The 26145-nt window shown below is 63.2% G+C and carries 25 protein-coding genes and 2 tRNA genes; 15 read left to right on the top strand and 12 right to left on the bottom strand.

Going from position 1 to position 26145, the window contains the following annotated elements; genetic code table 11:
- Positions 1-154: 154 nt before the first annotated feature.
- From TQ29_RS05915 to TQ29_RS05890, 6 genes are all read left to right on the top strand, one after another.
- A complete protein-coding gene (locus tag TQ29_RS05915; protein ID WP_054538406.1) occupies positions 155-3610 on the top strand; it encodes a pyruvate carboxylase in 3456 nt (1151 codons plus the stop codon).
- A gap of 176 nt (positions 3611-3786) precedes the next feature.
- Entirely contained in the window at positions 3787-4173 is a 387-nt protein-coding gene (locus TQ29_RS05910; protein ID WP_054538405.1) for an MAPEG family protein, read from the top strand.
- 11 nt (positions 4174-4184) lie between these two features.
- Positions 4185-4901 (top strand): TerC family protein, encoded by a 717-nt coding sequence (locus TQ29_RS05905; protein WP_037204494.1) that lies wholly within the window; start codon positions 4185-4187, stop codon positions 4899-4901.
- Positions 4902-4976: 75 nt separating this feature from the next.
- A tRNA-Gly gene (locus TQ29_RS05900) sits at positions 4977-5051 on the top strand.
- Between the two features lie 320 nt (positions 5052-5371).
- On the top strand, positions 5372-6367 hold the full coding sequence (locus TQ29_RS05895; protein ID WP_054538404.1) for a PleD family two-component system response regulator: 996 nt from the start codon (positions 5372-5374) through the stop codon (positions 6365-6367).
- 14 nt (positions 6368-6381) lie between these two features.
- On the top strand, positions 6382-6735 hold the full coding sequence (locus TQ29_RS05890; protein WP_054538403.1) for an Hpt domain-containing protein: 354 nt from the start codon (positions 6382-6384) through the stop codon (positions 6733-6735).
- 57 nt (positions 6736-6792) lie between these two features.
- On the opposite strand, the gene TQ29_RS05885 is transcribed toward TQ29_RS05890, so the two are convergent.
- The 4 genes from TQ29_RS05885 to TQ29_RS05870 form a co-directional block, all read right to left on the bottom strand.
- Positions 6793-7173 carry a response regulator gene (locus TQ29_RS05885; protein WP_037204589.1) on the bottom strand — a complete coding sequence of 127 codons (381 nt, stop codon included), beginning with the start codon at positions 7171-7173 and terminating at the stop codon, positions 6793-6795.
- Between the two features lie 160 nt (positions 7174-7333).
- A complete protein-coding gene (locus TQ29_RS05880) occupies positions 7334-9043 on the bottom strand; it encodes an ATP-binding protein (RefSeq protein ID WP_162231814.1) in 1710 nt (569 codons plus the stop codon).
- A gap of 170 nt (positions 9044-9213) precedes the next feature.
- Positions 9214-11571 (bottom strand): PAS domain S-box protein, encoded by a 2358-nt coding sequence (locus TQ29_RS05875; protein ID WP_082386547.1) that lies wholly within the window; start codon positions 11569-11571, stop codon positions 9214-9216.
- Between the two features lie 341 nt (positions 11572-11912).
- Complete coding sequence (locus TQ29_RS05870; RefSeq protein WP_162231813.1) at positions 11913-13958, bottom strand: ATP-binding protein; 2046 nt, start codon at positions 13956-13958, stop codon at positions 11913-11915.
- A 276-nt stretch (positions 13959-14234) separates the two neighbouring features.
- On the opposite strand from TQ29_RS05870, the gene hisB reads away from it, so the two are divergent.
- From hisB to TQ29_RS05840, 6 genes are all read left to right on the top strand, one after another.
- Positions 14235-14822, top strand: coding sequence for an imidazoleglycerol-phosphate dehydratase HisB (gene hisB, locus TQ29_RS05865; protein WP_054538399.1), 588 nt, complete (start codon positions 14235-14237; stop codon positions 14820-14822).
- 9 nt (positions 14823-14831) lie between these two features.
- A complete protein-coding gene (locus TQ29_RS05860; protein WP_157445523.1) occupies positions 14832-15152 on the top strand; it encodes a hypothetical protein in 321 nt (106 codons plus the stop codon).
- Between the two features lie 61 nt (positions 15153-15213).
- A complete protein-coding gene (gene hisH / locus TQ29_RS05855) occupies positions 15214-15852 on the top strand; it encodes an imidazole glycerol phosphate synthase subunit HisH (protein WP_054538397.1) in 639 nt (212 codons plus the stop codon).
- 188 nt (positions 15853-16040) lie between these two features.
- A complete protein-coding gene (gene hisA, locus TQ29_RS05850; protein ID WP_054538396.1) occupies positions 16041-16763 on the top strand; it encodes a 1-(5-phosphoribosyl)-5-[(5-phosphoribosylamino)methylideneamino]imidazole-4-carboxamide isomerase in 723 nt (240 codons plus the stop codon).
- 2 nt (positions 16764-16765) lie between these two features.
- The gene (gene hisF, locus TQ29_RS05845; protein WP_054538395.1) at positions 16766-17527 is read left to right on the top strand and encodes an imidazole glycerol phosphate synthase subunit HisF; all 762 of its coding nucleotides are present in this window, start codon (positions 16766-16768) and stop codon (positions 17525-17527) included.
- Complete coding sequence (locus TQ29_RS05840) at positions 17524-17832, top strand: phosphoribosyl-ATP diphosphatase (protein ID WP_037204466.1); 309 nt, start codon at positions 17524-17526, stop codon at positions 17830-17832. Before hisF ends, TQ29_RS05840 begins: the two co-directional genes overlap by 4 nt.
- A gap of 96 nt (positions 17833-17928) precedes the next feature.
- Here the strand turns inward: TQ29_RS05840 and TQ29_RS05835 are convergent, their stop codons facing one another.
- Together TQ29_RS05835 and rlmB are read right to left on the bottom strand one after the other, a co-directional pair.
- Positions 17929-18360, bottom strand: coding sequence for a CoA-binding protein (locus TQ29_RS05835; RefSeq protein ID WP_054538394.1), 432 nt, complete (start codon positions 18358-18360; stop codon positions 17929-17931).
- Positions 18361-18541: 181 nt separating this feature from the next.
- The gene (gene rlmB, locus TQ29_RS05830) at positions 18542-19327 is read right to left on the bottom strand and encodes a 23S rRNA (guanosine(2251)-2'-O)-methyltransferase RlmB (RefSeq protein ID WP_054538393.1); all 786 of its coding nucleotides are present in this window, start codon (positions 19325-19327) and stop codon (positions 18542-18544) included.
- 133 nt (positions 19328-19460) lie between these two features.
- On the opposite strand from rlmB, the gene TQ29_RS20600 reads away from it, so the two are divergent.
- Positions 19461-19544, top strand: a tRNA-Tyr gene (locus tag TQ29_RS20600).
- Between the two features lie 100 nt (positions 19545-19644).
- Here the strand turns inward: TQ29_RS20600 and TQ29_RS05825 are convergent.
- The gene (locus tag TQ29_RS05825; protein ID WP_157445522.1) at positions 19645-20937 is read right to left on the bottom strand and encodes a cytochrome-c peroxidase; all 1293 of its coding nucleotides are present in this window, start codon (positions 20935-20937) and stop codon (positions 19645-19647) included.
- Between the two features lie 312 nt (positions 20938-21249).
- Between TQ29_RS05825 and TQ29_RS05820 the strand changes: the two genes are divergently transcribed.
- Entirely contained in the window at positions 21250-21951 is a 702-nt protein-coding gene (locus TQ29_RS05820; RefSeq protein ID WP_054538392.1) for an FkbM family methyltransferase, read from the top strand.
- Positions 21952-21996: 45 nt separating this feature from the next.
- Here the strand turns inward: TQ29_RS05820 and TQ29_RS05815 are convergent, their stop codons facing one another.
- Complete coding sequence (locus tag TQ29_RS05815; protein WP_037204456.1) at positions 21997-22203, bottom strand: cold-shock protein; 207 nt, start codon at positions 22201-22203, stop codon at positions 21997-21999.
- A gap of 199 nt (positions 22204-22402) precedes the next feature.
- Complete coding sequence (locus tag TQ29_RS05810) at positions 22403-22666, bottom strand: hypothetical protein (RefSeq protein ID WP_037204453.1); 264 nt, start codon at positions 22664-22666, stop codon at positions 22403-22405.
- Between the two features lie 30 nt (positions 22667-22696).
- Between TQ29_RS05810 and TQ29_RS21275 the strand changes: the two genes are divergently transcribed.
- A complete protein-coding gene (locus tag TQ29_RS21275; protein WP_328705641.1) occupies positions 22697-23197 on the top strand; it encodes a GlsB/YeaQ/YmgE family stress response membrane protein in 501 nt (166 codons plus the stop codon).
- A gap of 95 nt (positions 23198-23292) precedes the next feature.
- Here the strand turns inward: TQ29_RS21275 and TQ29_RS05800 are convergent, their stop codons facing one another.
- The 3 genes from TQ29_RS05800 to pcaG are packed head-to-tail and all read right to left on the bottom strand — an operon-like array spanning position 23293 to position 26143.
- Complete coding sequence (locus TQ29_RS05800; protein ID WP_054538391.1) at positions 23293-24639, bottom strand: lyase family protein; 1347 nt, start codon at positions 24637-24639, stop codon at positions 23293-23295.
- A gap of 12 nt (positions 24640-24651) precedes the next feature.
- Complete coding sequence (locus TQ29_RS05795) at positions 24652-25488, bottom strand: 3-keto-5-aminohexanoate cleavage protein (protein WP_037204448.1); 837 nt, start codon at positions 25486-25488, stop codon at positions 24652-24654.
- A gap of 55 nt (positions 25489-25543) precedes the next feature.
- On the bottom strand, positions 25544-26143 hold the full coding sequence (gene pcaG, locus TQ29_RS05790) for a protocatechuate 3,4-dioxygenase subunit alpha (protein WP_054538390.1): 600 nt from the start codon (positions 26141-26143) through the stop codon (positions 25544-25546).
- Positions 26144-26145: the final 2 nt, after the last annotated feature.

The raw sequence follows: 26145 nt of genomic DNA, 5'->3' as shown, positions 1-26145 counted from the left end.
TTGGCGCAATTGGACAAATTCCTTCACCGATCTGAAGGTTGTGCAATAGAAGGGAGTGACCATGCCGCCGCGATGCAGCATAATCCGTCCGGTGAAGACATCCGCCCTGCCCCGTCGGGCCAGAGCGTAACCAAGACAAGGGAGAGCCCCGACGATGCCTGATTTCCAGAAGATCCTGATCGCGAACCGCGGTGAGATCGCAATCCGGGTGATGCGCGCGGCCAACGAGCTGGGCAAGCGCACCGTTGCCGTTTATGCCGAGGAAGACAAGCTGAGCCTGCACAGGTTCAAGGCGGATGAGGCTTACCGGATCGGCGAAGGGATGGGGCCGGTTGCCGCCTACCTGAGCATTGAAGAGATCATCCGCGTGGCCCGGATGTCGGGCGCGGATGCCATTCATCCCGGCTATGGGCTGTTGTCGGAAAACCCGGAATTCGTCGAGGCCTGCGAGGCCGCCGGCCTTACATTCATCGGCCCCAAGGCCGAAACCATGCGCAAGCTGGGCGACAAGGCCAGCGCCCGGCGCGTGGCGATCGAGGCCGGGGTGCCGGTGATCCCCGCCACCGAGGTTCTGGGCGACGACATGGAGGCGATCCGCAAGGAGGCGGCCGAGGTCGGCTATCCCTTGATGCTCAAGGCCAGCTGGGGCGGCGGCGGGCGCGGGATGCGGCCGATCATGGGGCCGGACGAACTGGAGGAGAAGGTGCGCGAGGGCCGGCGCGAGGCCGAGGCCGCGTTCGGCAATGGCGAGGGGTATCTGGAAAAGATGATCATCCGCGCCCGCCATGTCGAGGTGCAGATCCTGGGCGACAGCCACGGCAACATCTATCATCTGTGGGAGCGCGATTGCTCGGTGCAGCGGCGCAACCAGAAGGTCGTGGAGCGCGCCCCTGCCCCTTATTTGACGGACGCGCAGCGCGAGAACCTGTGCCATCTGGGCAAGAAGATCTGCGAGCATGTGCATTACGAATGCGCCGGCACCGTCGAATTCCTGATGGATATGGACAGCGGCGCCTTCTACTTCATCGAGGTGAACCCGCGCGTGCAGGTCGAGCATACGGTCACCGAAGAGGTGACAGGCATCGACATCGTGCGCGCGCAGATCCTGATCGCCGAGGGCAAGAGCCTGGTCGAGGCCACCGGCGTGGCCAGCCAGTATGATGTAGAACTGTCGGGCCACGCCCTGCAATGCCGCATCACCACCGAGGACCCGCTGAACAACTTCATTCCCGATTACGGCCGCATCACCGCCTATCGCGGCGCCACCGGCATGGGCATCCGGCTGGACGGCGGCACCGCCTATTCCGGCGCCGTGATCACGCGGTATTACGACAGCCTGCTGGAAAAGGTCACCGCCTGGGCCCCCACCCCCGAGGCCGCCATCGCCCGGATGGACCGCGCCCTGCGCGAGTTTCGCATCCGCGGCGTCAGCACCAACATCGCCTTTGTCGAAAACCTGCTGAAGCACCCGACCTTCCTGAACAACGAATACCACACCAAGTTCATCGACCAGACGCCCGAACTGTTCCGCTTTGAAAAGCGGCGCGACCGGGCGACCCGGATCCTGACCTATATCGCCGACATCACCGTGAACGGGCATCCGGAAACCGAAGGCCGCGCCCGTCCGCCGGCCGAGGCCAAGGCCCCGCACCCGCCGGCCTTGCGCGCGGATACGCCAAAGCCCGGCACCCGGACGATTCTGGAAGAAGGCGGGCCCGAGGCCCTGGCCGAGTGGATGGGGCATCAAAAGCGGCTTTTGCTGACCGACACCACGATGCGCGACGGGCATCAGAGCCTGCTGGCGACCCGCATGCGTTCGATCGACATGATCCGCGTGGCCCCCGCCTATGCGGCCAACCTGCCCGGCCTGTTCAGCGTCGAATGCTGGGGCGGGGCCACCTTTGACGTGGCGTACCGCTTCTTGCAGGAATGCCCGTGGCAGCGGCTGCGCGACCTGCGCGCGGCCATGCCCAATGTGATGACGCAGATGCTGCTGCGCGCGTCGAACGGCGTGGGCTACACCAACTATCCCGACAATGTGGTGCAAAGCTTCGTGGCGCAGGCGGCGGAAACCGGGGTGGACGTGTTCCGCGTGTTCGACAGCCTGAACTGGGTGGAAAACATGCGCATCGCGATGGATGCGGTGATCGAAAGCGGCAAGGTTTGCGAGGGCACGATCTGTTACACCGGCGATATCCTCGACCCGGCCCGCGCCAAATACGGTCTGAACTACTATGTGGCGATGGGCAAGGAACTGAAGGCCGCCGGCGCCCATGTGCTGGGGCTGAAAGACATGGCCGGCCTGCTGAAGCCCGCCGCCGCGCGGGTGCTGATCAAGGCGCTGAAGGAGGAGGTAGGCCTGCCGATCCATTTCCACACCCACGATACCAGCGGCATCGCCGGCGCCACGATCCTCGCCGCCGCAGAGGCGGGCGTGGATGCGGCCGACGCGGCGATGGATGCGTTTTCCGGCGGCACCTCGCAACCCTGCCTGGGTTCGGTGGTCGAGGCACTGCGCAACACCGACCGCGACACCGGGCTGGACATGCGGGCAATCCGCGAGATCAGCGACTACTGGGAAGGGGTGCGCAGCCAGTACCGGGCGTTCGAATCCGGGCTTCAGGCCCCCGCTTCCGAGGTCTATCTGCACGAGATGCCCGGCGGCCAGTTCACCAACCTCAAGGCGCAGGCGCGTTCGCTGGGGCTGGAGGATCGCTGGCACGAGGTGGCCCAGACCTATGCCGATGTGAACGCGATGTTCGGCGATATCGTGAAGGTCACGCCATCGTCGAAAGTGGTGGGCGACATGGCGCTGATGATGGTGTCGCAGGGGTTGAGCCGGGCCCAGGTCGAAGACCCCGCGGTCGATGTGGCCTTCCCCGATTCCGTGATCGACATGATGCGCGGCAACCTGGGCCAGCCGCCGGGCGGCTTTCCCGAAGCCATCCTGAAAAAGGTGCTGAAGGACGAGCGGCCCAATCTGGAACGCCCCGGCAAGCATCTGCCACCGGTCGATCTGGAGGCCACGCGCAGGGAGCTTGCCGAAAAGCTGGAGGGCCAGGACTTCGACAATGAGGATCTGAACGGCTATCTGATGTATCCCAAGGTGTTCACCGATTACGCCGCGCGGCACGCGCAATACGGCCCCGTTCGGACCCTGCCCACCCGCACTTTCTTTTACGGCATGGAGCCGGGCGAGGAGATCACCGCCGAGATCGACCCCGGCAAGACGCTCGAGGTGCGCATGCAGGCGGTGGGAGAGACCACCGATGACGGCGAGGCCAAGGTGTTCTTCGAGCTGAACGGCCAGCCCCGCGTGATCCGCGTGCCCGACCGCAAGGCCCGGGCCACGGCGGCCAAGCGCCCCAAGGCGGAACCGGGCAATGCCAACCATGTGGGCGCGCCGATGCCCGGCGTGGTGGCCACTGTGGCCGTTGCCGCCGGACAGAAGGTCAAGCAGGGCGACATGCTGCTGACCATCGAGGCGATGAAAATGGAAACCGGCATTCACGCCGAACGCGACGCGGTCGTGCAGGTGGTGCATGTGGTGCCGGGCGCGCAGATCGACGCAAAGGATCTGCTGATCGAACTGGAGGGGGGATCCGAATGAGGCCCGTTACGGGCCGCGCCTTTCGTCTCGCGCCCTGACGGGCGCTCAGGTGCCTCCGGCGGGGATATTTGGGGAAAGATGAAGGGGCTGGCGGGTTTGACCGCCCCCCGTGAGCACTGGAATGTGCCGCGGAATCGGCTAAGCTCGCGCTCGAGTGTCAGGAACGGGGGCGCCTCATGTTGACCATCGCACCGCTCTACGCCGGGCTGATCACCCTGCTTTTCGTTGCGCTGAGCGTCAGGGTGATCCTGCGGCGGCGGGAAGCGGGTGTTTCCCTTGGCGACGGGGACGACAACGAGCTGCGCAAGCGCATTCGCGCGCAGGGCAACTGCGCCGAATATGCGCCGCTCGGGCTGATCCTGCTGGGCATGGCCGAGGTGCAGGGCGCGCCGGTCTGGGCGCTGCATCTGCTGGGCCTGATGCTGCTTGCCGGGCGGGCGCTGCACGCCTGGGCGGTGAGCCGCACGCCCTCTGCCATGCGGGCCCGCGTCGGTGGCATGACGCTGACCTTCGTGATGCTCATTCTTGGTGCTTTGGCCAATATCGGCCAGGCCCTGTTTTAAGGATTTTCCGCATGCTGCACTTGCTGACCGACCCGGCTGTCTGGGCCTCTTTCCTGACGTTGACCGTGCTGGAAATCGTGCTGGGGGTGGACAATGTGATCTTCATTTCCATCGCCGCCCAACGCCTGCCCGCCGCCCAGCGCGGCCGGGCGCGCGTCATCGGGCTGTCGGGGGCGCTGGTGCTGCGGGTGGGGCTTTTGTTCTCGATCGCCTGGATCGTTTCGCTGGCGGAGCCCTTCGTGACGGTTGCGGGATTCGGCCTGTCCTGGCGCGATCTGATTCTGCTGGCGGGCGGGCTGTTCCTGATCTGGAAAGCCGCGACCGAGATTTTCGACGAGGTCGAAGGCACCGAAGACCATGAAGCGGCGCGGGCCACGGCCTCTTTCATCGGGGTGATCGCGCAGATCATGGTTCTGGACCTGGTGTTTTCGCTCGACAGCGTGATCACCGCCGTGGGCATTGCCGATCATCTGGAGGTGATGGTGGCCGCCGTGGTGCTGGCCGTGCTGGTGATGATGGTGGCTGCGGAGCCGATCGCGGGATTTGTCGAGGCGCACCCCTCGACCAAGATGCTGGCGCTGGCGTTTCTGGTGATGGTCGGCATGGCGCTGGTGGCCGACGGGCTGCACCATCATATCGAACGCGGTTTCATCTATGCGGCGATGGTTTTTGCCGGCGGGGTCGAGGTGCTGAACCTGCTTCGGGCGAAGCGCAGGCAGGCCCGATAAGTTTTCGTCGGATGTTTTGCATTTTTCCCTTGCAGCCCCGCGGCAGAGTTTATAAATCACGCCTCACCCAAGGATGCGGGCGTAGCTCAGGGGTAGAGCATAACCTTGCCAAGGTTAGGGTCGGGCGTTCGAATCGCCTCGCCCGCTCCAATTAAATCAGCGCATTGCGCTGATGAGGGTATCTTTCAGACAGGCTGGTCTCTCGGTGCTTTCGTGCGGTTCTCCGCACGAAGCCCGGGCCCGGTGCTGCGGATCCGGGAGCCTTGTGCCACGAGCATGCCGCCCCCTGCGAATGCCCTTTCATCCCCGCCACAGTGAAAACACAACCTTAAGTAGCCTGGCCTTAATGTCGCCATCTTTAAGCGGAAGAATGGGGGAGAAAACAGGCAGTCGGCAAATCGCCGGATAAGGCCAGGGTGATCCCATCGGAAGACTCCCGTTCACCTTGGGAAAAGACAGGAGGCGTTGGAGTGCGCATACTAGCTGTTGACGACGATCAGATCCTGCTGGAGCTGCTGGTCGAGACATTGAGCGTTCTGGGCCATCAGGACGTGACAACGGCATCATCCGCCCAGGAGGCGCTGCGCGTGATCGCGGGCGCGTCGGTGCCGTTCGACTGTTTTCTGCTTGATATCCAGATGCCCGAGATGGACGGGATTGAGCTGTGCTCGATCATCCGCTCGATGGAGACCTACAAGACCTCTCCGGTCGTCATGATCACCGCGATGTCCGAACGCTCGTTCATTGACCGTGCCTTCAGCGCCGGGGCGATCGACTATGTCACCAAGCCGTTCGACGGGCTGGAGCTGGGCACGCGCCTGCGCCTGGCCCAGCGCATCGTGACCGAGCGGAAGGTTTCGGCAGACAAGATATTCGCCCTGAATTCTCTGAAAGCCAAGGTCGAGGATGCGTTCCGGATCGAGGCTGACAAGCCGATCACGATCGAAGACGTGCCAGGTGTCGTCGATCACCTTGTGCTGGAAAACTATCTGCTGCAGCTGTCGCGCGGCAAATCCTATCTGTCCTCGGCCGTGGCCTTTCACATCCGCAATTTCGATGCGATCTACGCCCGGGCAACGGCAGAGGATCTTTACTATACCCTGACGGACGTCGCCGAAGCGATTGCGACCCAGTTCAAGTATACCTCCTTCCTGATGACCTACATGGGCAACGGCGTTTATGTCGTGGTCACCAACCGCAACAACCCTGTCATCAACCCGGATCTGGAAGTCGCGGCGCAAATGGCCATCGACGAGATGGAGCTTTGCTATGATGACGGCGCGGCCTGCAATGTGTCGCTGCGCATGGGCGAACCGCAGACCAATTCGCTGTTCTTCGGCGGCGGCCCGATGTGCATGGTAGAGGCGGCCGTCGAATCCGCCCGCAAGGGCGGCTTTGCCATCACCTCTGACAATCGGCAGAAGAGCGTGGCCCTGCGGGCGCCGCGCCAGCAGCACGCGTCGTGACCGGAGAAATCGCGATGATGGGTACCTCCGGTTATGATGAAAAGATGCAAACCGCGATCCTGGCGGTGCGGGGGCGGTTCGTCGGCTCGCTTGCCGGGCGCCTCGAGGCGATGGATCGCATCATGCTGCAACTCGAAGCGGGGCTGGTGTCGGATGATGCGCTGACGCATGTCGCGGCCGATGCGCACAAGATCCGCGGCCTGGCCAAAACGTTGGGCTTTGCCGAACTGGGCGAGCTTGCGGGAAATGTGGAAAACGCCGTGAACGCATTTCTGGCGAAAGCCGACGCCGCCCCGGCGCGCGCAGAGCTGTTTGCCATGATCGACGCCCTTCTGGACCAGATGGACCAGGTGCAATCGGGCGATTGACCGGCCCCGGCGCGGGATACAGCGCGCGGCCCCAAAATCAGCTTCAGATATTGAGGATCAGGCCTTTTCCCAGGCTTCCCGGATGATATCCGGCAGGGTCATCGGATCGAACGGCTTGGTGACCACGTCCAGCGCCCCCTTGGAGATCAGATCCTTGACCGAGGCGTCATGCGCCTTTGCCGTGACGAAGATAACCGGCGTGTCCTGAAGCCCGTCAAGCTTTCGAAGCTCCTGAAAGGTTTCTTCGCCGTCCATCACCGGCATCATCAGATCCAGCAACACCAGATCGGGCTGAAAACCGGCGGCGCAGGCCAAAGCCTCATGGCCGGAGCTGCATTGTTCGACCGTGAACCCGCCGACCGTTTCCAGCGACATCTTGACGATAAACTGGATATCCGTGTCATCATCGACATGCAGGATTTTCTCAAGCTGGCTCACGCGCATTTCCCTTCATCCCGATCCGGCAGCGCGCATTGGCGGGCACGCCTACCAGAGCGGTATTGTTTGCCGATCGGTTCGCCTTGGCATCATCGCGCAAATGCCAACCACCTGCAAGATGACGCATAGACGCAAACCGGTTGAAAAAAACGGGCCGGGTTCACTCCGCCGCCTGAAGATGGCCCGGGCCATCGATAGCCTGCGGCGCGGCATCGAGCTTTGGCAGATCGACAAAGAAGGTGGCGCCCCTGCCCACTTCGCTTGTCACGCCGATCGTACCGCCGTGGCGCTCGACAATCGCCTTGACGATGCTCAGCCCGAGCCCGGTGCCCTTGCGGCTTTTGCCATCGACGGCCTCGGCCTGACGGAATTTCTCGAAGATCGTCTCGCGCGCGTCTTCGGAAATGCCCGGCCCGTCATCACTGACCGACACGCGCCAGACATCCGTTTCGTCGGAGAGCCGGACCGTGACGACCCCATGGCGGGGCGAGAATTTGGCGGCGTTCGACATGAGGTTGGTCATGACCTGCAACAACCGCATCTCGTTCCCCCGGACAAGGCAGGGCTGGTCGAATCCGACACTGCGGAAATGCACCTCGTATTCATCGCCATATCCTTTGTTGACCAGAAGCGCCTCGCGCAGCAGTTCCGTCAGATCCAGCATATCAAGGGCGCAATCCATCTTGCCGGCTTCGATCTTTTCCAGATCAAGCATGTCGTTGACCATATGCAGCAGCCTCTCGCTGTTGCGATACGCAACGTCGAGAACAGCCACCGCTTTTTCCGGAAGCTCCCCGGCGACCCCTGCCCGCAGCAGCCCCAGCGAGCCCTTGATGGCCGTCAGCGGCGTTCTCAGCTCATGGCTCACCACAGCGATGAATTCGCGCTTGGCCTGCTCGATCTCCTTGCGTTCGGTTATGTCGCGCACCACGACGATATAAACCTCTTCGTCGAACCCACCCTGCGCGATCTGCAGGTTGACCTCTACGGTACGACCATACTGCATCGATTCAAAAATCATCGCCTCGCGGCCATCAATGCCGAGCAGGGCAGCATAGTCTTCGAGCTCTTGGTAGTTGAAATCCAGGCTCTCATCCGAAAGGCTGCGGTTCAGATATTCCTTTTCGTCCCAGCCGATGTGTTCGACGAACCAATCGCGGGCCGCCTGGTTTGCATAGATGATATCCAGAGTGCCAGGACGGAAGATCAAGACCAGATCCTGCAGCCGGTCGAGCAACGAGGTAAGCTGCTCCAGCGCCTCCGACCGGCGCGCGACCGTCACATCCGTCCGGACCGAAATGTTCTTGATGTGGTTGCCATCGGTATCCATCAGCGGAACGACGGTACACTGCATCTGCCGGATTTCGCCACTTTTGGTGCGCAGCACCTGCTCGCCGGAGCTGATCTTTCCTTCGGCAGCCTTCGCTTTGACTTTCTCAAAGCTCTGGTCGGCCTCGTTATCCGCATACAATATGCCCTGCGACTGGCCCAGGATCTCTTCACGCGCATAACCGAAGGCCGCCACGAATTTGTCGTTCACTTCCAAGATCCTGCCGTCGGGATTGCTGATGCTGACGATCGCGTGTTCGTTGATCGCGCGCTCCTGAAAGACCAGTTCGTTATCTTTCATCTTGAGGAGTTTGGATTCCAGTTTGCTCAGTTGCCCGCCCCGCAAGACCGCCAGCGCGAAACACGAAATCAGCAGGACGCTGAGCAGGACATGCTCGCGAAGATGATCCGATTCGAGGTTGGGAAAATGGCGTTCGAGCCACGCGCCCAGCTCGGGGCCGAAGAAAACAGACATTCCGTAAGCAGCAAGCGTGGCCATCACGACAACCAGCAAAGGCTTTTTGTACTTCGAACCGACCATTAGCACCGCTTCCAAAAAAATCCACGTTGGGGGGAACAGGTGCCGCCAGAACATGGCCGCATCCGAATATCCTCCCTCTGGCAGAGAAGTTACCGGAGCTTATGGAGTTTTTGCGGACAGAATTATGGACAAGATAAGGCAATCGTCCGCTTCGCGGCGCAGCGGGCGGACTAGGAATGGATGGTTGAAAGGGCAATCTGCACGATATCCTCGACAGAGGTACGCGTCTTTACCAGATGGTGCAGAACGTGTTCATCCTCCCACTCCGGCTCGCTTGACGATAGCCCGATGACGGGGGTATCGCCGTTGACCTGCGCGATCTCTGGGATCAGTGCACGTCCGTTTCCGTCGGGCAGATCCCAGTCGATGATGATCAAATCGAAAGGTCTTTTGCCGATCATCACGCGCGCCTCCGAAAGATGCGTCGCGGTGAAAATCTTGGCCCGCTCCTTGAACGAGGCTGTCAGAACTTCGGAAAAATCGGCGTCATCCTCCACATGCAGGATCGCCGGCGGGCAGCTTCTCTGCGGCTCGACCGGGGCCAGCTCATCCCCCGGTGCGCTGCTGATCACGGTTTTCTCAAGTGGAAAGGTTATCCAGAAGCAGGCGCCCTCGCTGCGGCCGGAGATGAAGCCGATCTGCCCGCCCATCTTTTCGACCATCAGCTTGGAGATGAAAAGACCAAGCCCGGTGCCGCCCTTTTTCCGGGTCGACGACGAATCCGCCTGCGAGAACCGTTGAAAGATCTTGTCCTCGAAATCCTCCGGAATTCCCGGCCCCTGATCGGTCACGATGATGCGGAGCGTCTCTGCATCGGTTTCCAGCGCGATTTCCACAACGCCGCCTTCGGGCGAGAATTTCACCGCATTGGAAATCAGGTTGGTCAGAACTTGGCTGAACCGGGTCTCATCCACATTCGCAAAACAACTCTCCGCATCATGAACAACGTTCAGCGTTACGCCGCTGTCGGTGGCAAGCGGCATGTTTGCCTCGACCGTGCCGCGCGTCAGTTTGCAGATATCCCGCGGTGCCAGCTTGAACACCGAATCCGAAGAGGAAATCTTTTCGAGATCCAGAATGTCGTTGACCAGTGAGATCAGCCGCTTGCTGTTGGTCTGCGCGATGCTGAGCAGACGGTCGGTGCTCTGGGGCAACTTGCCCTGCGTCGTGTCCTGCAGCAGGCGAAGCGCGCCGTGGATCGATGTCAGAGGCGTGCGAAGCTCGTGACTGACCGTGGCCACGAAATCGCTCTTGATCTGATCCACACCCTTTTGCTCGGTGATATCCTTGATCTGGACGATGAAATAGAGAGGTACGCCGTTGGCATCCCTGTCGATCGAAACGGTCAGGTAGCCCCACCGATCGGAGCCGTTCTTGTGAACGAAGCGCATTTCGACCTCGTAGGCTCTGACCTCGCCATCCCTGAGGCGGTCAAGCTGCACAAGATCCAGCCCGCCCTCTTTCTGCCCGCCGTCCTCCGGGTGCACGATGTCGAGAAACGATTTTCCGCGTACATCCTCCAACCCGTACCCGATGAAATCCTTGAAGGCGCGGTTCGCGTTCAGGCAGTGTCCGTGTTCATCGGTGATGACCATCGGCATCGGCGCATTCTCGATCGCGTTGCGGAACCGTGTCTCGCTGCTGCGCAGGGCCTCCTCGGCCTCTTTGAGCGCCGTGATGTCCGATTGCACGCCAATCATCCGCAGCGCTTTGCCGTCGGATGACCATTCGGTGACAACGGCGTTCGACCGTGTCCAGATCCACTTGCCGTCGGCGCGCAGAAACCTGTATTCGTTGTCCGTACGCTCGGCCTTGCCGTCGACGCATGCCTGATCCGCCGCGAAGACACGGGGCTTGTCTTCGGGGTGAATGCGCGATTCCCACTCGGCCTGAGAGTCGATTTCGCCTTTTGGATCAAAGCCGAACATGGTTTTCCACGTCTCGGTCACGACCGATCGCCCGTGCCGCAGATCGACATCGAAGATACCGATACCCGCGCTTTTCAGCGCCCGATCCCAGCGTTCCTGGGCGGTTGCGATCTCGCTCAGAACCGTCGCATCCCGCAACATAACCGTAAACCTTTCCTGATCATCGGGGCTCAGCCAATAGTCGGCGCGAATGTCCAGAACCAGCGCCGTGCCGTTGCTTGACTTGGCGCTGAAATACTTGCCCGCCGTCTTGTCGCCGCCCCGGCCCGCTATGGCCTTGAGCCGGGCAACGCTCATATTGGTTATCCAGCGCTCCAGCGGCCGGGCCTTGATTTCACCCTCCTCCACCGCGAACAGCCGCCGCGCTTCGGGGTTGGAAGAGATTACCGCCCCGTTCTGGTCGACCACCAGAATGGCGACCATCCCCATGCGCAGGATCGACTGGTTCAGGGCCGCGGTTTCGGCCACCTCCCGGGCACGGGCGCGCGCGGCCGTCCGGCCTGCGACCATCCGCTTGCGCAACCCGCCCAGCAGCGCCCCGGCCAGCGCCAACAGCAAAAGGCCGCCGAACAGAAGCACGAAGGTCATCCACGGTGTCATGCAGGGCTCATCCTTTTGGGAATGGGATCAAACCGCGACATCATCGTGGCTCCTGAAAAGCGCGAAGTGTCAGCACAGGTCATCGGTGCTCTTGCATGGTAGCGCGTATCCGGTCTTGTTCATGTTCGCCTGGCCCCGGTGCGATCAGACGGATGTCATCGACACCCGAGGGGATGTTATCGTCCGGAAAACCTATATCCAATATCAGACTTTCAATCGGAGGCGCGTGAATACAAGCATTAATTGTACAGAAAACCGCAACTCGCCCATAAAGGCAAGGCCCGCCTGATGTGACCGCGCGAAAACGGCAGGCAATGGCCGACGCACGAAAGAGCAGGCCGTCATTCGGCCGCCGCCGGGATGGTGAAACGGAACGTGCTGCCCTCGCCGACGACGCTGCTCAACTCGATGGTGCCGCCATGAAGCTCGATGATGCGCTTGCAGATCGCCAGCCCCAACCCGGTGCCACCGGCCTTTCGGGTGGACGAAAGATCGGCTTGCTGAAATTCTTCAAAGACAAGCTGACTGTCCTTCTCCGGAATACCGCAGCCCGTGTCCACCACCGAAACCTCGATCATGTCGCCCACCCGCCGCGACCGGACCTCGATCGCGCCCTCGTCGGTGAACTTGACCGCGTTCCCGACCAGATTGATCAGAACCTGTTTCAGACGCGTCACGTCGGCGTTGACATACTCTGCATGCGTCTGTTGCCCGATCCGCAAGGATTTCTGTTCCGCCGCAAGCCGGAACTTCTCGATCACCGAGGTGACAACGAGATCCAGGTTGACGTCGTCCCGCTCGAGCGCCATTTTCCCCGCTTCGATCGTCGAGAAATCGAGCATTTCATTGATCAGCGTCAGCAGATGCTCGCCCGAATCCTCGATCCGCTTCGCCTGCCCGGCGAGCTGGTCCAGAACGGCATCCAACTGGTTTTCGATGGCGCTGCCGGTGCCCTTGTCCTGCTCGATCGCGGCAAAAAGGGCCTTCACGCTGGGCAGCATGCGGCTGCTGGCGATGATGCGGGTATAGCCGAGGATCACCGTCAGCGGTGTCCGCAGTTCGTGGCTGAGGACGCTCAGGAAATCGGATTTCGCCTTGTTGGCCTTTTCCGCAGCCTCCTTGGCGTTTTTCAACTCGGTGATGTCGACACGGAATCCCACGGTGCTGCCGTCGTCGGTCTTGCGCTCCGCGATCTTCAGCCAGCGACCGTCAGCGATCTGTTGTTCCAGCTGAGTGTCTGCCGTTTTATGTGCCCTCAGGCGCTGACGTATCCACTTTTCCTCCTGTCCGGCGGCTGCGGGATATTGCCCGCGCCGGACGCCTTCGCGGATGATATACTCGAACGAATTGCCCGGCACGAAGAGATCCTCGGAAAGCTTGTAGAATTCCTTGTAGTTCTGGTTGCATGTCACGAATTTCCCGTTCGCATCGTAAAGCGCGAAGCCGTCGTCGATCGCCTCGATCGCGCTGAACAGCCTGTTTTCCGCCTCGCGCCGCTTGTCCATCAAGCGCACGATATAGAGCGCGAACAGGATCGACGCGACGGAAACGACCAGAAAGCCCATGCGAAACATCACGAAATTCTCGGCCTGGGTCGGCCAGCCGCCCTTCGGGATCGCCCCGAGATACCAGGATCCGAACGGCAGGTTCACCTCTGCGATGATCGGGTTGCTTGCAAATACGCGCTCATCACCGAAAAACACATCGCCCTGCGCGCCCAGCCCGTCGCGCCCGCGGATCGCAACCTCCAGCGGAAGATCCGGCGACAGCAGGCCGGTGTTCCGGTAGAATTCCTGCAGATCGACAACGACAGAAACGATGCCCCAGAACTCCGTGTCTCCTGTCACCCGGTCGGTAACGAAAACAGGCGACCGGCTGATATAACCCTGCCCGCCCTGCACCAGCTCGAGCGGACCGGCGACCACGGTTTGCCCGCTGGCCCGCGTGCGGGCGACCGCCTCGAGCTGTTCGGGGGAGGTGCGGTAATCGAACCCGAGCACACCCTTGTTCGGCTCCAGCGGATAGACATAGCGCACGACCAGGCCGGGGGCCGCCGCGATATTCAGGATCTCGGGATCGTCGCGCATCAGCTTGGCGGCCAGGTTGGCATATTCTTCCTGAGTGATATCCGGGTTCGCTTCGATCGATGCGACAAGCCCGCGCGTCAGAAGCGATTTGGCTACGATATTGCCCTCGATCTCTGCGCGGATCGTGTTGGTCTTGTCGCTGAGCGAGAACCGAAGCTCACTCAGGTAACGGCCAGCGAGAAGCCGGTCGACGGCAACCCCGATGATCACCAGGGACACGATCAGATAGACCAAAAACAGGGAATTGGCATTTTTCCTGACAACGCCTTGGAAAAACGCCCGGGTGTCTTCGCGTGTCAATTTCTGTTTGTCCCCCGCCTCTGCGGCGTTCAGTGTCGGATAATATTCGTCCTGCATCAATCCCGAACCCGTCAATTTTGGAGAGTAAATAGAAAATGACACAATCATAGGTAATACGTGCTGCCATGAATATAGATTGCGACAGTACCCTTTCAGGGGAAACCCCCGCAGCGCCTCTGCAAAAAGGTGACAGGCCCCACCCCGTGCCACCGCCCCACTTGGAAGCTCCGCGCGTGCGGCATATAAGCCACCAGGCAACAAGGCGGAGGCCCGCGGATGCGGACGGCAAAGATCACGCGCAAAACGGCGGAAACGGAGATTTCGGTCGAGGTCAATCTCGACGGCTCCGGCATGTATGACATGCAGACCGGTATCGGGTTCTTCGACCATATGCTGGATCAACTTGCGCGCCATTCGCTGATCGACATGACCATCCGCGCCAAGGGTGATCTGCATATCGACGATCACCACACGGTCGAGGATACCGGCATCGCGCTGGGTCAGGCGCTGGCGCAGGCCCTGGGCGACAAGAAGGGCATCCGCCGCTATGGCGCCTGCCTGCTGCCTATGGATGATGCGCTGGTGCGCTGCGCGCTGGATCTTTCCGCCCGTCCGTTTCTGGTTTGGAACGTCGATCTGCCCACGGCGAAGATCGGCACGTTCGATACCGAACTGGTGCGCGAGTTCTTTCAGGCGCTCAGCACCCATGGCGGGATCACCCTGCATGTGGATGCGCTGCATGGGTTCAACAGCCACCACATCGCCGAGGCCGTGTTCAAATCCGTGGCCCGCGCCCTGCGCGAGGCGGTCGAGACCGACCCGCGCAAGGCGGATGCCATCCCCTCGACCAAGGGCGCGCTCTGACGCGCGCCTTTGCCGGTCAGACCGTGCGGGCGCCCGGTTGCGCAGCATCCATTCGGCCGGCAGAAGGTTCGGGACACGGCCGTTGCCTATGACGTGCTGCACCAGACCTGCGCGCGCCAAGTGCCCACGGGCCTGGATCCCGCGACCGTGGAAACCCGGGCCTGGTCGCTGATCCACGGCTTTGGCGTAGTTTACCTGTCGGGACGATTTCAAAGCGGCGACACATCCGGGGCCGGACGGGAGCTGTTCGATCAGGTGATAGCGCTGCTCGAGCGTATCGGAACCGACCCGGCCAGCACGGCGGGCGAAGCAGGCTTGGATTTCCCGTGAAACTCGCCTAGTCAGCGGGGCGCGGGCGCCCGCGCCAACGAACACGCCGTGAGGACAAACCATGCTGACCGCCATCGTCGATTACGAATCCGGCAACCTGCATTCGGCCCAGAAAGCATTCGAACGCGTGGCGGGCGAAACCGGTGCGGGCACTGTCACTGTCACGTCGGACCCCGACACCGTGCGGGGCGCCGACCGCATCGTGCTGCCCGGCGATGGCGCCTTTCCGGCCTGCCGCGAAGAGCTGTTCGATCACCGCGGCCTGTTCGAGGCGATCGAAGAGGCCGTCGTGCGTGGCGGAAAGCCGTTTCTGGGCATCTGCATCGGCATGCAGATGATGGCCACGCGCGGGCTGGAATACCGCGAAACCCCCGGCTTTGACTGGATCGGCGGAGAGGTCGTGCGCATCACCCCCTCCGACCCCGCGCTGAAAGTGCCGCATATGGGCTGGAACGATCTGGTGATCGACCACCCCCACCCGGTGCTGGAGGGGCTTGCCACCGGCGATCACGCCTATTTCGTGCATTCCTATCACTTCAGGGTCGCGGATCCGGCCGACAGGCTGGCCCATTGCGACTATGGCGGCGACATTACCGCGATCGTCGGCAAGGGCACCATGATCGGCACCCAGTTCCACCCCGAGAAAAGCCAGGCGACAGGGCTGCGCCTGATCGCCAATTTCCTGGCATGGGCGCCCTGAGCGCGCAGCGGGCGGTTCTGTCCTGAGCGCGGCGAGAGCGCCGAATTTCTTCATATACTATGTTCCTCCCCGCAGTAGCGTCAGCTTTGCCTGGCGTTCCGGCGGCAGGCAGGTTGCGGGCGCAGGCGCGTTGCATTCCGGTGCCGAAGGTGCATAAGAGCCCCCCAATGAATGACAGGAGAGCCGCGATGATCCTCTACCCCGCCATCGACCTGAAAGACGGGCAATGCGTGCGCCTTTACAAAGGCGAGATGGATCAGGCCACCGTGTTCAGCGACAACCCCGCCGCGCAGGCGCGCGCGTTTCAGGATGCGGGCTGCGAGTGGCTGCATCTGGTGGATCTCAATGGCGCTTTCGCGGGGGAGCCTGTCAATGCGGCGGCGGTCGAGGCCATTCTGGCCGAAACGTCCGTGCCCGCCCAGTTGGGCGGCGGCATCCGCGACATGGCCACGATCGAAGCCTGGCTTGCAAAGGGGCTGGCGCGGGTGATCCTTGGCACGGTTGCGGTGGAAAACCCCGATCTGGTGCGGCAGGCGGCGCGGGCCTTTCCCGGCAAGATCGCCGTGGGCATCGACGCACGCGACGGCCGGGTGGCCACCAAAGGCTGGGCGGAAGAGACCGACGTGATGGTCACCGACCTGGCGAAATCGTTCGAGGACGCCGGCGTGGCCGCGATCATCTATACCGACATCAACCGCGATGGCGCGATGCAGGGGCCCAACGTGGCGGCGACAGCGGCGCTGGCGCGCGCGGTAACAATCCCGGTGATCGCCTCTGGCGGGGTGTCGTCACTGACGGATCTGATCGCGCTGCGCGATTGCGGCGCGGCGCTGAACGGTGCAATCTCGGGGCGCGCGCTTTATGACGGGGCGATTGATCTGGCCGAGGCGCTGAAGGTTCTGAAGGGCTGACCATGCTGAAAACCCGCATCATCCCCTGCCTCGACGTGGCCGATGGCCGCGTGGTCAAGGGCGTCAATTTCGTGGACCTGATCGACGCGGGCGACCCTGTCGAGGCGGCCAAGGCCTATGACGCCGCCGGCGCGGACGAGCTGTGTTTCCTCGATATCCACGCCACGCATGAAAACCGCGGCACCATGTTTGACCTGGTGACCCGCACCGCCGAGCAGTGTTTCATGCCGCTAACCGTGGGCGGCGGCGTGCGCACCATCGAAGACGTGCGCGCCCTGCTGCTGGCGGGCGCCGACAAGGTCAGCTTCAACTCCGCCGCCGTGGCCAACCCCGATGTGGTGCGCGAAGCGGCCGAGAAATTCGGCAGCCAGTGTATCGTGGTCGCGATCGACGCCAAGACCGTGGCGCCCGGCAAGTGGGAGATCTTCACCCATGGCGGGCGCAAGGCCACGGGGCTCGACGCGGTGGACTTTGCCAGAACGGTCGCCGCCAAGGGCGCGGGCGAGATATTGCTGACCAGCATGGACCGCGACGGCACCCGCGCCGGGTTCAACCTGGACCTGACCCGCGCGATTTCGGACGCGGTGGACATCCCCGTGATCGCGAGCGGCGGTGTCGGCACGCTGGACCACCTGGTCGAGGGCGTGACCAAGGGCGGGGCCAGCGCGGTACTGGCCGCGTCGATCTTTCATTTCGGGGAATTCACCATTGGCGAGGCCAAGCGGCACATGGCCCGGGCCGGCATCCCGGTACGGCTGACATGAGCGCGCTGGAGCGGCTGGCCGCCACCATCGCGGCGCGCAAGACGGCCGAGCCTGACAGCTCATGGACGGCGAAGCTGTTGGCCAGCGGCCCCGAGAAATGCGCCGAGAAATTCGGGGAAGAAGCCATCGAGGCGATCATCGAGGCGGTGAAGGGCGACCGGCAAAAGCTGACGGCGGAGGCGGCGGACGTGCTCTATCATCTGCTGGTGATGCTGGCCGCGCGGGACGTGACGCTGAGCGATGTTCTGGACGAGCTGGCGCGGCGCGAGGGTGTTTCGGGCCTTGCCGAGAAGGCGGCGCGCTGAGGCACTCGCAGCCCGTTCCGGGCCAGTTTTCCCGCCTCGCACCCTGCGGGTGCTCAGGTGCCTCCGGCGGGGATATTTAGGCGAAAAAGAAGCGGCTCATGCGCCGATGAGGCGCGGGTATTCGATCTTGGGGCAGCGGTTCTGGATCACGGCGATGCCGGCGGCTTCGGCGCGGGCGGCCGCCGCGGCGTGATGCACCCCGAGCTGCATCCAGATCGTGCGCAATGCCGGCAGATGCGCCAGCGCCTGTTCGACAATCGACGGCACGAATTCGGAGCGCCGGAAGATATCGACCATATCGACCGGGATCCGTGGCGGGATCGACGCGAGATCCGGGTAGATCGCCTCTCCCAGCAACTTCTTTCCGGCATGAACCGGGTTTACCGGGATCACATGCATTCCCTTTGATTGCAGGAATTGCGCGACATAGTGGCTCGGCCGCGCCGGATTGGGCGACATGCCGACCACGGCCACCACGCGGGTGCGTGTCAGCACATCTTTGAGAATCACGTCGCTGATATTTTCCATGAGTCGCAGCCAATCACAAAAAAGCGCCCGGGCCAAAAGGCCGGGCGCCAGTCACGGAACGAGGGACAGTGAAATGAAGCGAGAGAGTTCCGTATTCTCGCTTCCTCTTCAGAGTTAGGCACTGCGCGGCGCATTACCACCCCATGTAATAATTATGTGAACACATGGGGAACCCCGCCGGTTACTCCGCCCCGGTCGCGGCCGCCGCATAGAGCGCCACCGCCGCCGCGTTGGAGACGTTGAGCGAGCCGAAGGCGCCGGCAAAGGGGATCTTGACCAGCGCGTCGCAGGTATTGCGTGTGCGTTCCCGCAGGCCCGGCCCTTCGGCCCCCAGCACCAGCCCCACCGGCAGGTTGCCGACACGGGCCAGGGCAGTCTCCAGCGTCTCGTCAGCCTCGCCATCGAGCCCGAGCAGGATATAGCCCATCTTGCGCAGCGTCTCCATCGCGTCGGCGAGGTTCTGCACCTGCAGATAGGGCTGACGCTCCAGCGCACCCGAGGCTGTCTTGGCCAATGCGCCGGTCTCGGGTGCGGAATGGCGGTGGGGGGCGATGACGGCGCGCGCGCCGAACACCTCGGCCGAGCGCAGGATCGCGCCCACGTTATGCGGATCGGTGACGCGGTCCAGCAGCACCACGCGCGGCGCGCCCTGCCCCGGCTCGCACAGATCCGCCAGCTTGCCCCAGTCCAGCGGTTTCACCTCGAGCGCCGCGCCCTGGTGCACCGAACCCGGATCCAGAGGGGCGGCGAATTTCCGGGGGTCGGAAATCTCCGGCTCCATCCCGCTTTGCGCGATCGCGTCGGCCAGCCGGTCGGCGGCGTTCCGGGTGAGGACAAGACGCAGGCGTTCGCGCGCCGGGTTCATCAGCGCGTCGCGCACCGCATGCAGGCCGAAGAGCCAGACGGTCTCGGCCGCGGCCGCCCGTTTCGCGCGCTCCTTGTCGATCACCCATGTCGGCTTTTTCATCGCCCGGCCCCCTTCGTTGACAGAGCGCGGACCATGCCGCCTCGGGCAGTGCTCCGCAAGATATTTTCCTGTTGACGGGTCCGGGCCGCGCTTGTATCCACCCGTCACTCGAAACGGCTCAGCCGCAAGAGATGGGCGACAGGCCGCAAGGTGTGGCAGGGGACTGTAACTCCCTCGCGGAGACGCACGCCTGGTTCGATTCCAGGGTCGCCCACCATTCTCTCTCAGCGTCGAAAATGCGGGGCAGCCCCGAGCGGAACAGCCGTTTTCGCGGCCAGGGGCGACGGGGCGAACAGGGCCGCCCCGCCTGGGGGCGCTCATTCGTCGGTCAGCGTCTGCATGAAGGCGACGAGCGCCAGTTCTTCCGCGTCGGTCAGCTTCAGGTCGCCAAGCTCATCGGTATTGACGTTCGCGGCAACCTCGGGGCCGGGCCAGCATTGTTTTTCGAGCGCTTCGGCCTCTGTCACCATATCGCTGTCGCAGCGCGGCCAGACGTCGCGCTTGTTGTAGAATTTCACGACCCCCTCCAGCGTCTTGAAATAGCCGTTGTGCATGAAGGCTTTCGGCATCTCGGGGTAGAGCCGCGCATCGACGTTGCGCAGGGTCGGGACCTTGAACTTGCCATCCTGCGATGCGGCCACCGTTCGGTAGAGCGGATCAGAGCGCAGGAACACGCCAAGCCCCAGATCGGCAAAGGCCAGCCCGTCGGGATTGTCGGGCTGGGTGTAGATCGGGTTTTCGGGATTTCGCGGAACACCCAGATTGTCATAGGTGAAATCGGTCAGCAGCGCGGGTTCGCCGCGCGGCCCTGGCGACGTGACATGGCATTCGGCGCAAAGGGCCTTGCCCTCGAACAGCTCGAGCCCCTGAAGCTCCAGCGCGCTCAGCGTATCGGCGCCCGACAGATACCGGTCGTAGCGCGAGCTGAAGCGGTTGACCTCGGCCGAGGCTTCGAAAGCGCCGAGCGAAAGGCCGATCATGGCGAAGGCCGTCTCGATCTTTTCGGCCAGTTCCTCGTCTTCCACCACGATATGCGCACCCGGGGTGCCGCAGCTTTCGGCCAGGGCCGCGGGGAAGGCGATGTCGCAGATTCCGGCGCCCCAGACATCGCTCAGCGAGACCGCGTATTTATGCTCTTTCTCGCCCTCGCAGACGGCCCGGACCACGCAGGCCTGATGCGGCATGGCCATTTCCACCGGGTTCAGCGGCGGGCCCATCGCCTGGTCGGCGGCGGCATTGCCAAGCTGATGGCCGGTCGCGCGGCCGTCCACGAAGGCGCCCCCGACGAACAGGTAATCGCCGTCCTCGATCATGTGGTGAAAGACAGGCGCGGGGCTGGCATAGGCGGCAGAGGGGGGCTTGCGGCTGCCGAACAGGCCCGGAACCGATCCTTCGACCACCGCGCCGGATTCGTTGAAATGCCCGTGCGGGCTGGAAAAGCCCATCCCCGGATCGTGGCAGAAGGCGCAGGGCTGGTTGCCGTTCAGCGAAAGGTCTGCGTCAAAGAACAAGTCGCGGCCGAGTTGCTCCATCGGGGTCAGCTCAGCCGCGCTGACGGGGGCGGATAGCAGAGCAACGGTTGCCGTAATTGGCAATGCATAAATTTTCATGGCTTCTCTTCCCTAAGGATTTGGCTACGCCCCGCCGCGGCGCCAACAAAATAAGGGTATTGCCGGGAGGGGCGTCTCTTAGGGTATTTAGGCGACAAAAATTATCAACTTATTTTTATTTAACTTGATTTTTTTTATCGGAAATCTAGCCGTCTCTGTCGGAAATATGCCACATGCGGTGAGCCGACGGCGTTGCGCCAGTATCCGGCGTGGCCCATAAGCCGCGCCGGCCCGAATAGGGCGCCGGGCTTCTTGCGGCGCGTGCCCGCGCCCGCCATGAGTTTGACGGCAGGAGCATCCGACGGAAGAAACATGCCCAAAACCGAACAGAGCGCGGCCGCCAGCCACATGGGGATCAATGTGCCCGAGTCGCGCTTTCTCGACGCGACGCGGATCGCGAGAATCGATGGTGGCCGATATGAGGCGGAAGAGATCCAGGGTGCGCTGCATCTGATCCGCGAGGGCGACAGGGTGCTGGAGCTGGGGGCCGGGCTGGGGCTGGTGGGGGCAGTGATCGCCAGGAATTGCGCGCCCGCACGGGTGCTGTCGTTCGAGGCCAACCCGGAGCTGATCGAACCGATACGCGCCCTTTACCGGATGAACGGCCTGGAAGATGTGATTTCGGTGCGGAATCAGGTGGCTGTCAGCGCGCCCGACCGGCCGGAAACGCTACCGTTCCATGTACACAGAAGCTTTCTGGGATCATCCCTGAACCCCACGGCGGTGCGGGTGAAAGAGACGGTCGATGTGCCCACGGCCGGTTTTGCGACAATCTGCGCGGAGCTGAAGCCGGACGTCATCGTGATGGATATCGAGGGCGGAGAGCTGGAACTTCTGGAACACGCCGTGCTGGACCGGGTCCGCGCGATGGTGATCGAGTTCCACCCGAATGCCTATGAGGTCAGCGGGATGCGGCGGTGCAAGGATCTGCTGCGGGCGGCGGGGTTCACGCCGGTGCCGGCGCTGTCCACCCGCTGGGTCTGGGCCGCTGAACGGGCCGCGCCCGGCGCATGAAAAAGGGCGCCCAAGGCGCCCTTTTCCGAGAATATGTTCAGCGACTTATGCCAGAGCGATATTGGTCGCGCTCTCGCGGCCGTCACGGCCAGCTTCGATATCGAAGGTCACCTTCTGGTTGTCGGCCAGCGTGCGCAGGCCGGCGCGCTCGAGTGCGGTGATGTGCACGAACACGTCTTTCTTGCCGCCATCGGGTGCGATAAAGCCGAAGCCTTTAGTTTCGTTGAACCATTTTACGGTGCCAGTAGCCATCCGTAGTCTCCTTTACAATGCTGCCCGCGGTGGTGCGGCAGCCCGGCTTAGTCAGGGCTAGATCGAAGGACTGACGGCCGTGTGAGGGAAGACAGTGGTCGATAGAGATAACGTCGCACCCGTCAGATGGGGCTTTCCCGCCTCGATTGCAAGCAAAATCGTTTGCGGCGGGGCCCGGCAGGCGCCCCGCCACGGGGCCTCAGCGCTTCTTTCCGCCCGAAGCGTCGCGCCCGCCGCTGGCGTCTGCTTCCTGCACATCCGCATCGAGCTTGCCGCGGGCGTTGCGGTCCATCACGCCGTTCATTTCATCCTCGCCGGGGGTATCGACGCTCTGTTGCAGATTCTCGTCGTGGTACTGCTCCTGGATCGTGTCTGTCTCGGACGACCACGGGTTGTTATGGCCCGCGAACAACGGTGTAGCGATCGGCGCGGACAGGGCCAGGCAGACAAGCAGTTTCTTCATTGGTTTTCCTCTCGATAGGGTCTTGGGACAATGTTCGCGCGAATGCCGGTATCAGGCAGCCCACCGCGCCGGCGTACCGGCCAGAATGCCGCAGCGCGGGAAATCGCCGGCGCCCGGGCCCGCTTGCGGCGGGATTCGACCGATGAAGCCCCCTGCCCGCCTGACCGCGCCGGCGCGGGCGCCCGCGCGCATCGGCCGAAAACAGGTTGCGGCCAGCCCGCAGGGCTCTACCATCGCGGCAACAACCCTTTGGAGGTGATTATGGGTGTCGAGAGCATGGGTATCGAAAGCATCATTGCAATGCTGTTCGTCGGCGCGATTGCCGGCTGGCTGGCCGGGCTGATCGTCAAGGGGTATGGGTTTGGCCTGCTGGGCAACATCGCCATCGGCATCGTCGGCGCGGTTATCGCCGGTTTCCTGTTCCCCCGGATCGGATTGAATCTGGACGGCGGCCTTTTCGACGCAATCGTTCACTCCACGATCGGGGCGGTGATCCTGCTGGTGCTGATCAAGCTGGTGAAGAAGGTCTGACCAAGGGGCCGCACGCCCGGCGGATCACGCGGCAGCGCCTGACGGGGTTGCCAAGCCGGGCCCGGTGACCTTTTCCAGCGGGCGCCGGCCTTGACCTAGGTCTTTTCGTGATCCGGGCGCCAGTCGGCGAACACGCTTTGCGCCATGCGGCGCGACGGCTCCGCCACGGTTTCAGGACTGGTCCAGACCGCCCAATCGATGCTCAGACGCCGGACCTCGGGCAAGGCCGCGAGGGCCTGCTGCAGCCCGGTTCCGGTGGTTCGTGCCTGCGCGATGGCCTGCTTCATACACGCCTGCGCCTCGGCGCGGGGCATGTGGGCCATCAAGGCAAAGCTCAACGCCTCCGCCCAGACAGTGCCATTCCCCAGATCGAGCATCGCGGCCATGTTCTCCGGGCGCGCCCTCAGCGTCTCGGCCAGATCCACGGCGTGGCGAAGCGCGGCGCCGGTGGCCAGCAGCATGTTGGGCAGCACCAGCCACTCCAGCCCCCAAAGCGCGCCGTCGCGTTCCTCGGCGGGAGAGGCCGCCATGACCATCGCCCCCTGCTGCGCCGCCAGGAACCCGCCGAGCGAAACGATCGCCTCGGCCTGAACCGGATTGGCTTTTTGCGGCATGGTGGACGATCCGCCCCCGGCGCCGGCCAAGGCCTCGCCCGCCTCGCTGCGGCCCATGAGGATCAGATCCCGGCCCAGCTTGCCCAAAGCCGCGCCGATCTGCCCCAGCCAGGCGGACAGGGCTATCATCGCGGAACGGTCGCCATGCCAGGACGGGCTGTCGGCCAGCCCCAACTCTTCGGCCAGGGCCGCGCTGATGGCGGCCCCGTGCGGCGCAACCGCCGTATTCGCCCCGCTGGCCCCACCAAACTGCACGCGCAGCAGCCGGGCGCGCAACGCCGGAAGCTCACCCATTATGGCGATCAGAGGTTGCGCCCAGCGCGCGATCCGCAGGCCAAAGGTGATGGGCGTGGCGATCTGGCTGCGGGTGCGCGCGGCCATCAACTGGCCGGCATGCTGCTGACTGGCGGCTTGCAAAGCGTCGATCACACCGCTCAGGCGGATTTCGATCACGGCCAGCACGTCGCGCAGTTGCAGCACTGTCGCACAATCGACGATATCCTGGCTGGTGGCGCCCCAATGCAGCCAATGCGCCGCCTCGCCGCCGATCTGGCCGCGCAATGCAGCCACCAGCGCCGGCACGGGCACGCCAGCCGATGCGGTGCCGCGTGTCAGATCGGCGGGCGCCACGGAACACAGGCCCAGCGCATCGGAAATCTCCTGCGCGGCCCGCACGGGGATAACACCCGTGCGGCCCTGCGCCCGCGCCAGCGCCGCCTCCACCGCGATCATCCTGTCAACCTGAGCCTCGGCACACAGTAAATCGGCCAGCTCGGCATCGCCGAACAGGCCGGAAAGCAGCGGGTTTTCAAAGGCGGAAACTGTCATTGCCTCTCGCGATCAGACCTGCGCCGGAAGATTGAGTATCTCGCGCGCCTGCTGCCACGTGGCCACGGGGCGATCGTATTTCGCACAGATATCGACAGCGCGTTGAACCAGTGCCGCATTCGACGGGGCAAGGGTGTCACGGTCAAGGCGCACGTTGTCTTCCAGCCCGGTGCGGGTATGCCCGCCCTTCGCGATCGACCATTCGTTGATCAGAAGCTGCGCCGGCCCGATCCCGGCAGCGCACCATTGCGCATCGGGCGCAAGGCGTTTCAGCGTCTCGATGTAAAAGTCGAAAATCGGCTCGTCGGGCGGCATCGCATTCTTCACGCCCATGACGAACTGCACGTAAAGCGGCCCCTTGAGCCGGCCGTCGCCCTGCATCCGTGTGGCCTGCACGATATGGCTGAGGTCAAAGGCCTCGATCTCGGGCTTGACGCCGTATTTCAGCATCTCCGAGGCCAGCCAATCGACCAGATCGGGGCTGTTTTCATAAACCCGGGTGGGGAAGTTGTTCGACCCGACCGAGAGCGAGGCCATGTCGGGTTTCAGCGGCAGCATGCCGCCACGCTCGCGCCCTGCCCCCGAACGGCCGCCCGTGGAAAGCTGCACGATCATGCCCGGGCAATGCTTGCGCAACCCCTCGAGCAGACGGCCGAATTTCTCGGGGTCCGAGGTCGGCGTCTGATCGTCGTTGCGCACATGGCAATGGGCGATGGTGGCGCCGGCCTCGAACGCCTCCTGCGTGCTTTCGATCTGTTCCTCGATCGTGATCGGCACGGCGGGGTTGTTTGCCTTGGTAGGCAGCGAGCCGGTGATGGCAACGCAGATGATACAGGGTTTTTCAGTCATGGTACTTCCGTGAAAGCCCCCGCCCGGCCCGGGGGCCGAACGGAGGGAAAGGGGGTTACATATCGAAGAAGACAGTTTCGCCGTCGCCTTGCAAGCGGATATCAAAGCGGTATTTGCCATCCCCCACCTTGCGGGCGATCAGCGTGTCGATCCGCGGTTTCTGCTCGATCCGCGCAAGAACCGGGTCGGCGCTGTTATCCTCATCGTCGAAATAGATGCGGGTCTGCAGGCCGATATTGATGCCGCGGGCCACGATCCACAGGCAGATATGCGGCGCCTGCATCTTGCCACCGCGCGCGGGCACCGCGCCGGGTTTGACCGTGCGCAGGGTAAACTCGCCCGAGACCGCATCGGCGGCGAACCGGCAATGGCCCGAGACCGCCGGATCGGCGCCCTCCTGACCTGCGAACTTGCCGGCGGCATCGGCCTGCCAGCTTTCCAGCAACGCATCGCGCAGGGCCCAGCCGGTTCCGTCGAACACCTCGCCCGAAATCTCGATGATTTCGCCTTTCGCGCCAGCGGCGATGGGGGAGGTTCCGACCTCCTGATCGTAATAGCCGGGGTTGCCCGCATAGGTGGGCATCAGCCCGATATGGACATACGGGCCCGCCGTTTGCGACGGGGTTTCCACCAGGGCTTCCAGTTTTTGTACCATGA

This window comes from Actibacterium sp. EMB200-NS6, assembly GCF_001305615.1.
Taxonomy (GTDB): Bacteria; Pseudomonadota; Alphaproteobacteria; order Rhodobacterales; family Rhodobacteraceae; genus Actibacterium_A; species Actibacterium_A naphthalenivorans.
This window is presented reverse-complemented; position numbering and strand designations above follow the sequence as displayed.

Excerpts from the sequence above, each read along its gene's own strand:
- TQ29_RS05915 (WP_054538406.1), top strand. The coding sequence starts at position 155 with ATGCCTGATTTCCAGAAGATCCTGATCGCGAACCGCGGTGAGATCGCA.
- TQ29_RS05910 (WP_054538405.1), top strand. The coding sequence starts at position 3,787 with ATGTTGACCATCGCACCGCTCTACGCCGGGCTGATCACCCTGCTTTTC.
- TQ29_RS05905 (WP_037204494.1), top strand. The coding sequence starts at position 4,185 with ATGCTGCACTTGCTGACCGACCCGGCTGTCTGGGCCTCTTTCCTGACG.
- TQ29_RS05890 (WP_054538403.1), top strand. The coding sequence starts at position 6,382 with ATGATGGGTACCTCCGGTTATGATGAAAAGATGCAAACCGCGATCCTG.
- TQ29_RS05880 (WP_162231814.1), bottom strand. The coding sequence starts at position 9,043 with ATGGTCGGTTCGAAGTACAAAAAGCCTTTGCTGGTTGTCGTGATGGCC.
- TQ29_RS05875 (WP_082386547.1), bottom strand. The coding sequence starts at position 11,571 with ATGACACCGTGGATGACCTTCGTGCTTCTGTTCGGCGGCCTTTTGCTG.
- hisB (WP_054538399.1), top strand. The coding sequence starts at position 14,235 with ATGCGGACGGCAAAGATCACGCGCAAAACGGCGGAAACGGAGATTTCG.
- hisH (WP_054538397.1), top strand. The coding sequence starts at position 15,214 with ATGCTGACCGCCATCGTCGATTACGAATCCGGCAACCTGCATTCGGCC.
- hisA (WP_054538396.1), top strand. The coding sequence starts at position 16,041 with ATGATCCTCTACCCCGCCATCGACCTGAAAGACGGGCAATGCGTGCGC.
- hisF (WP_054538395.1), top strand. The coding sequence starts at position 16,766 with ATGCTGAAAACCCGCATCATCCCCTGCCTCGACGTGGCCGATGGCCGC.
- TQ29_RS05840 (WP_037204466.1), top strand. The coding sequence starts at position 17,524 with ATGAGCGCGCTGGAGCGGCTGGCCGCCACCATCGCGGCGCGCAAGACG.
- TQ29_RS05835 (WP_054538394.1), bottom strand. The coding sequence starts at position 18,360 with ATGGAAAATATCAGCGACGTGATTCTCAAAGATGTGCTGACACGCACC.
- rlmB (WP_054538393.1), bottom strand. The coding sequence starts at position 19,327 with ATGAAAAAGCCGACATGGGTGATCGACAAGGAGCGCGCGAAACGGGCG.
- TQ29_RS05825 (WP_157445522.1), bottom strand. The coding sequence starts at position 20,937 with ATGAAAATTTATGCATTGCCAATTACGGCAACCGTTGCTCTGCTATCC.
- TQ29_RS05820 (WP_054538392.1), top strand. The coding sequence starts at position 21,250 with ATGCCCAAAACCGAACAGAGCGCGGCCGCCAGCCACATGGGGATCAAT.
- TQ29_RS05815 (WP_037204456.1), bottom strand. The coding sequence starts at position 22,203 with ATGGCTACTGGCACCGTAAAATGGTTCAACGAAACTAAAGGCTTCGGC.
- TQ29_RS05810 (WP_037204453.1), bottom strand. The coding sequence starts at position 22,666 with ATGAAGAAACTGCTTGTCTGCCTGGCCCTGTCCGCGCCGATCGCTACA.
- TQ29_RS21275 (WP_328705641.1), top strand. The coding sequence starts at position 22,697 with ATGTTCGCGCGAATGCCGGTATCAGGCAGCCCACCGCGCCGGCGTACC.
- TQ29_RS05800 (WP_054538391.1), bottom strand. The coding sequence starts at position 24,639 with ATGACAGTTTCCGCCTTTGAAAACCCGCTGCTTTCCGGCCTGTTCGGC.
- TQ29_RS05795 (WP_037204448.1), bottom strand. The coding sequence starts at position 25,488 with ATGACTGAAAAACCCTGTATCATCTGCGTTGCCATCACCGGCTCGCTG.
- pcaG (WP_054538390.1), bottom strand. The coding sequence starts at position 26,143 with ATGGTACAAAAACTGGAAGCCCTGGTGGAAACCCCGTCGCAAACGGCG.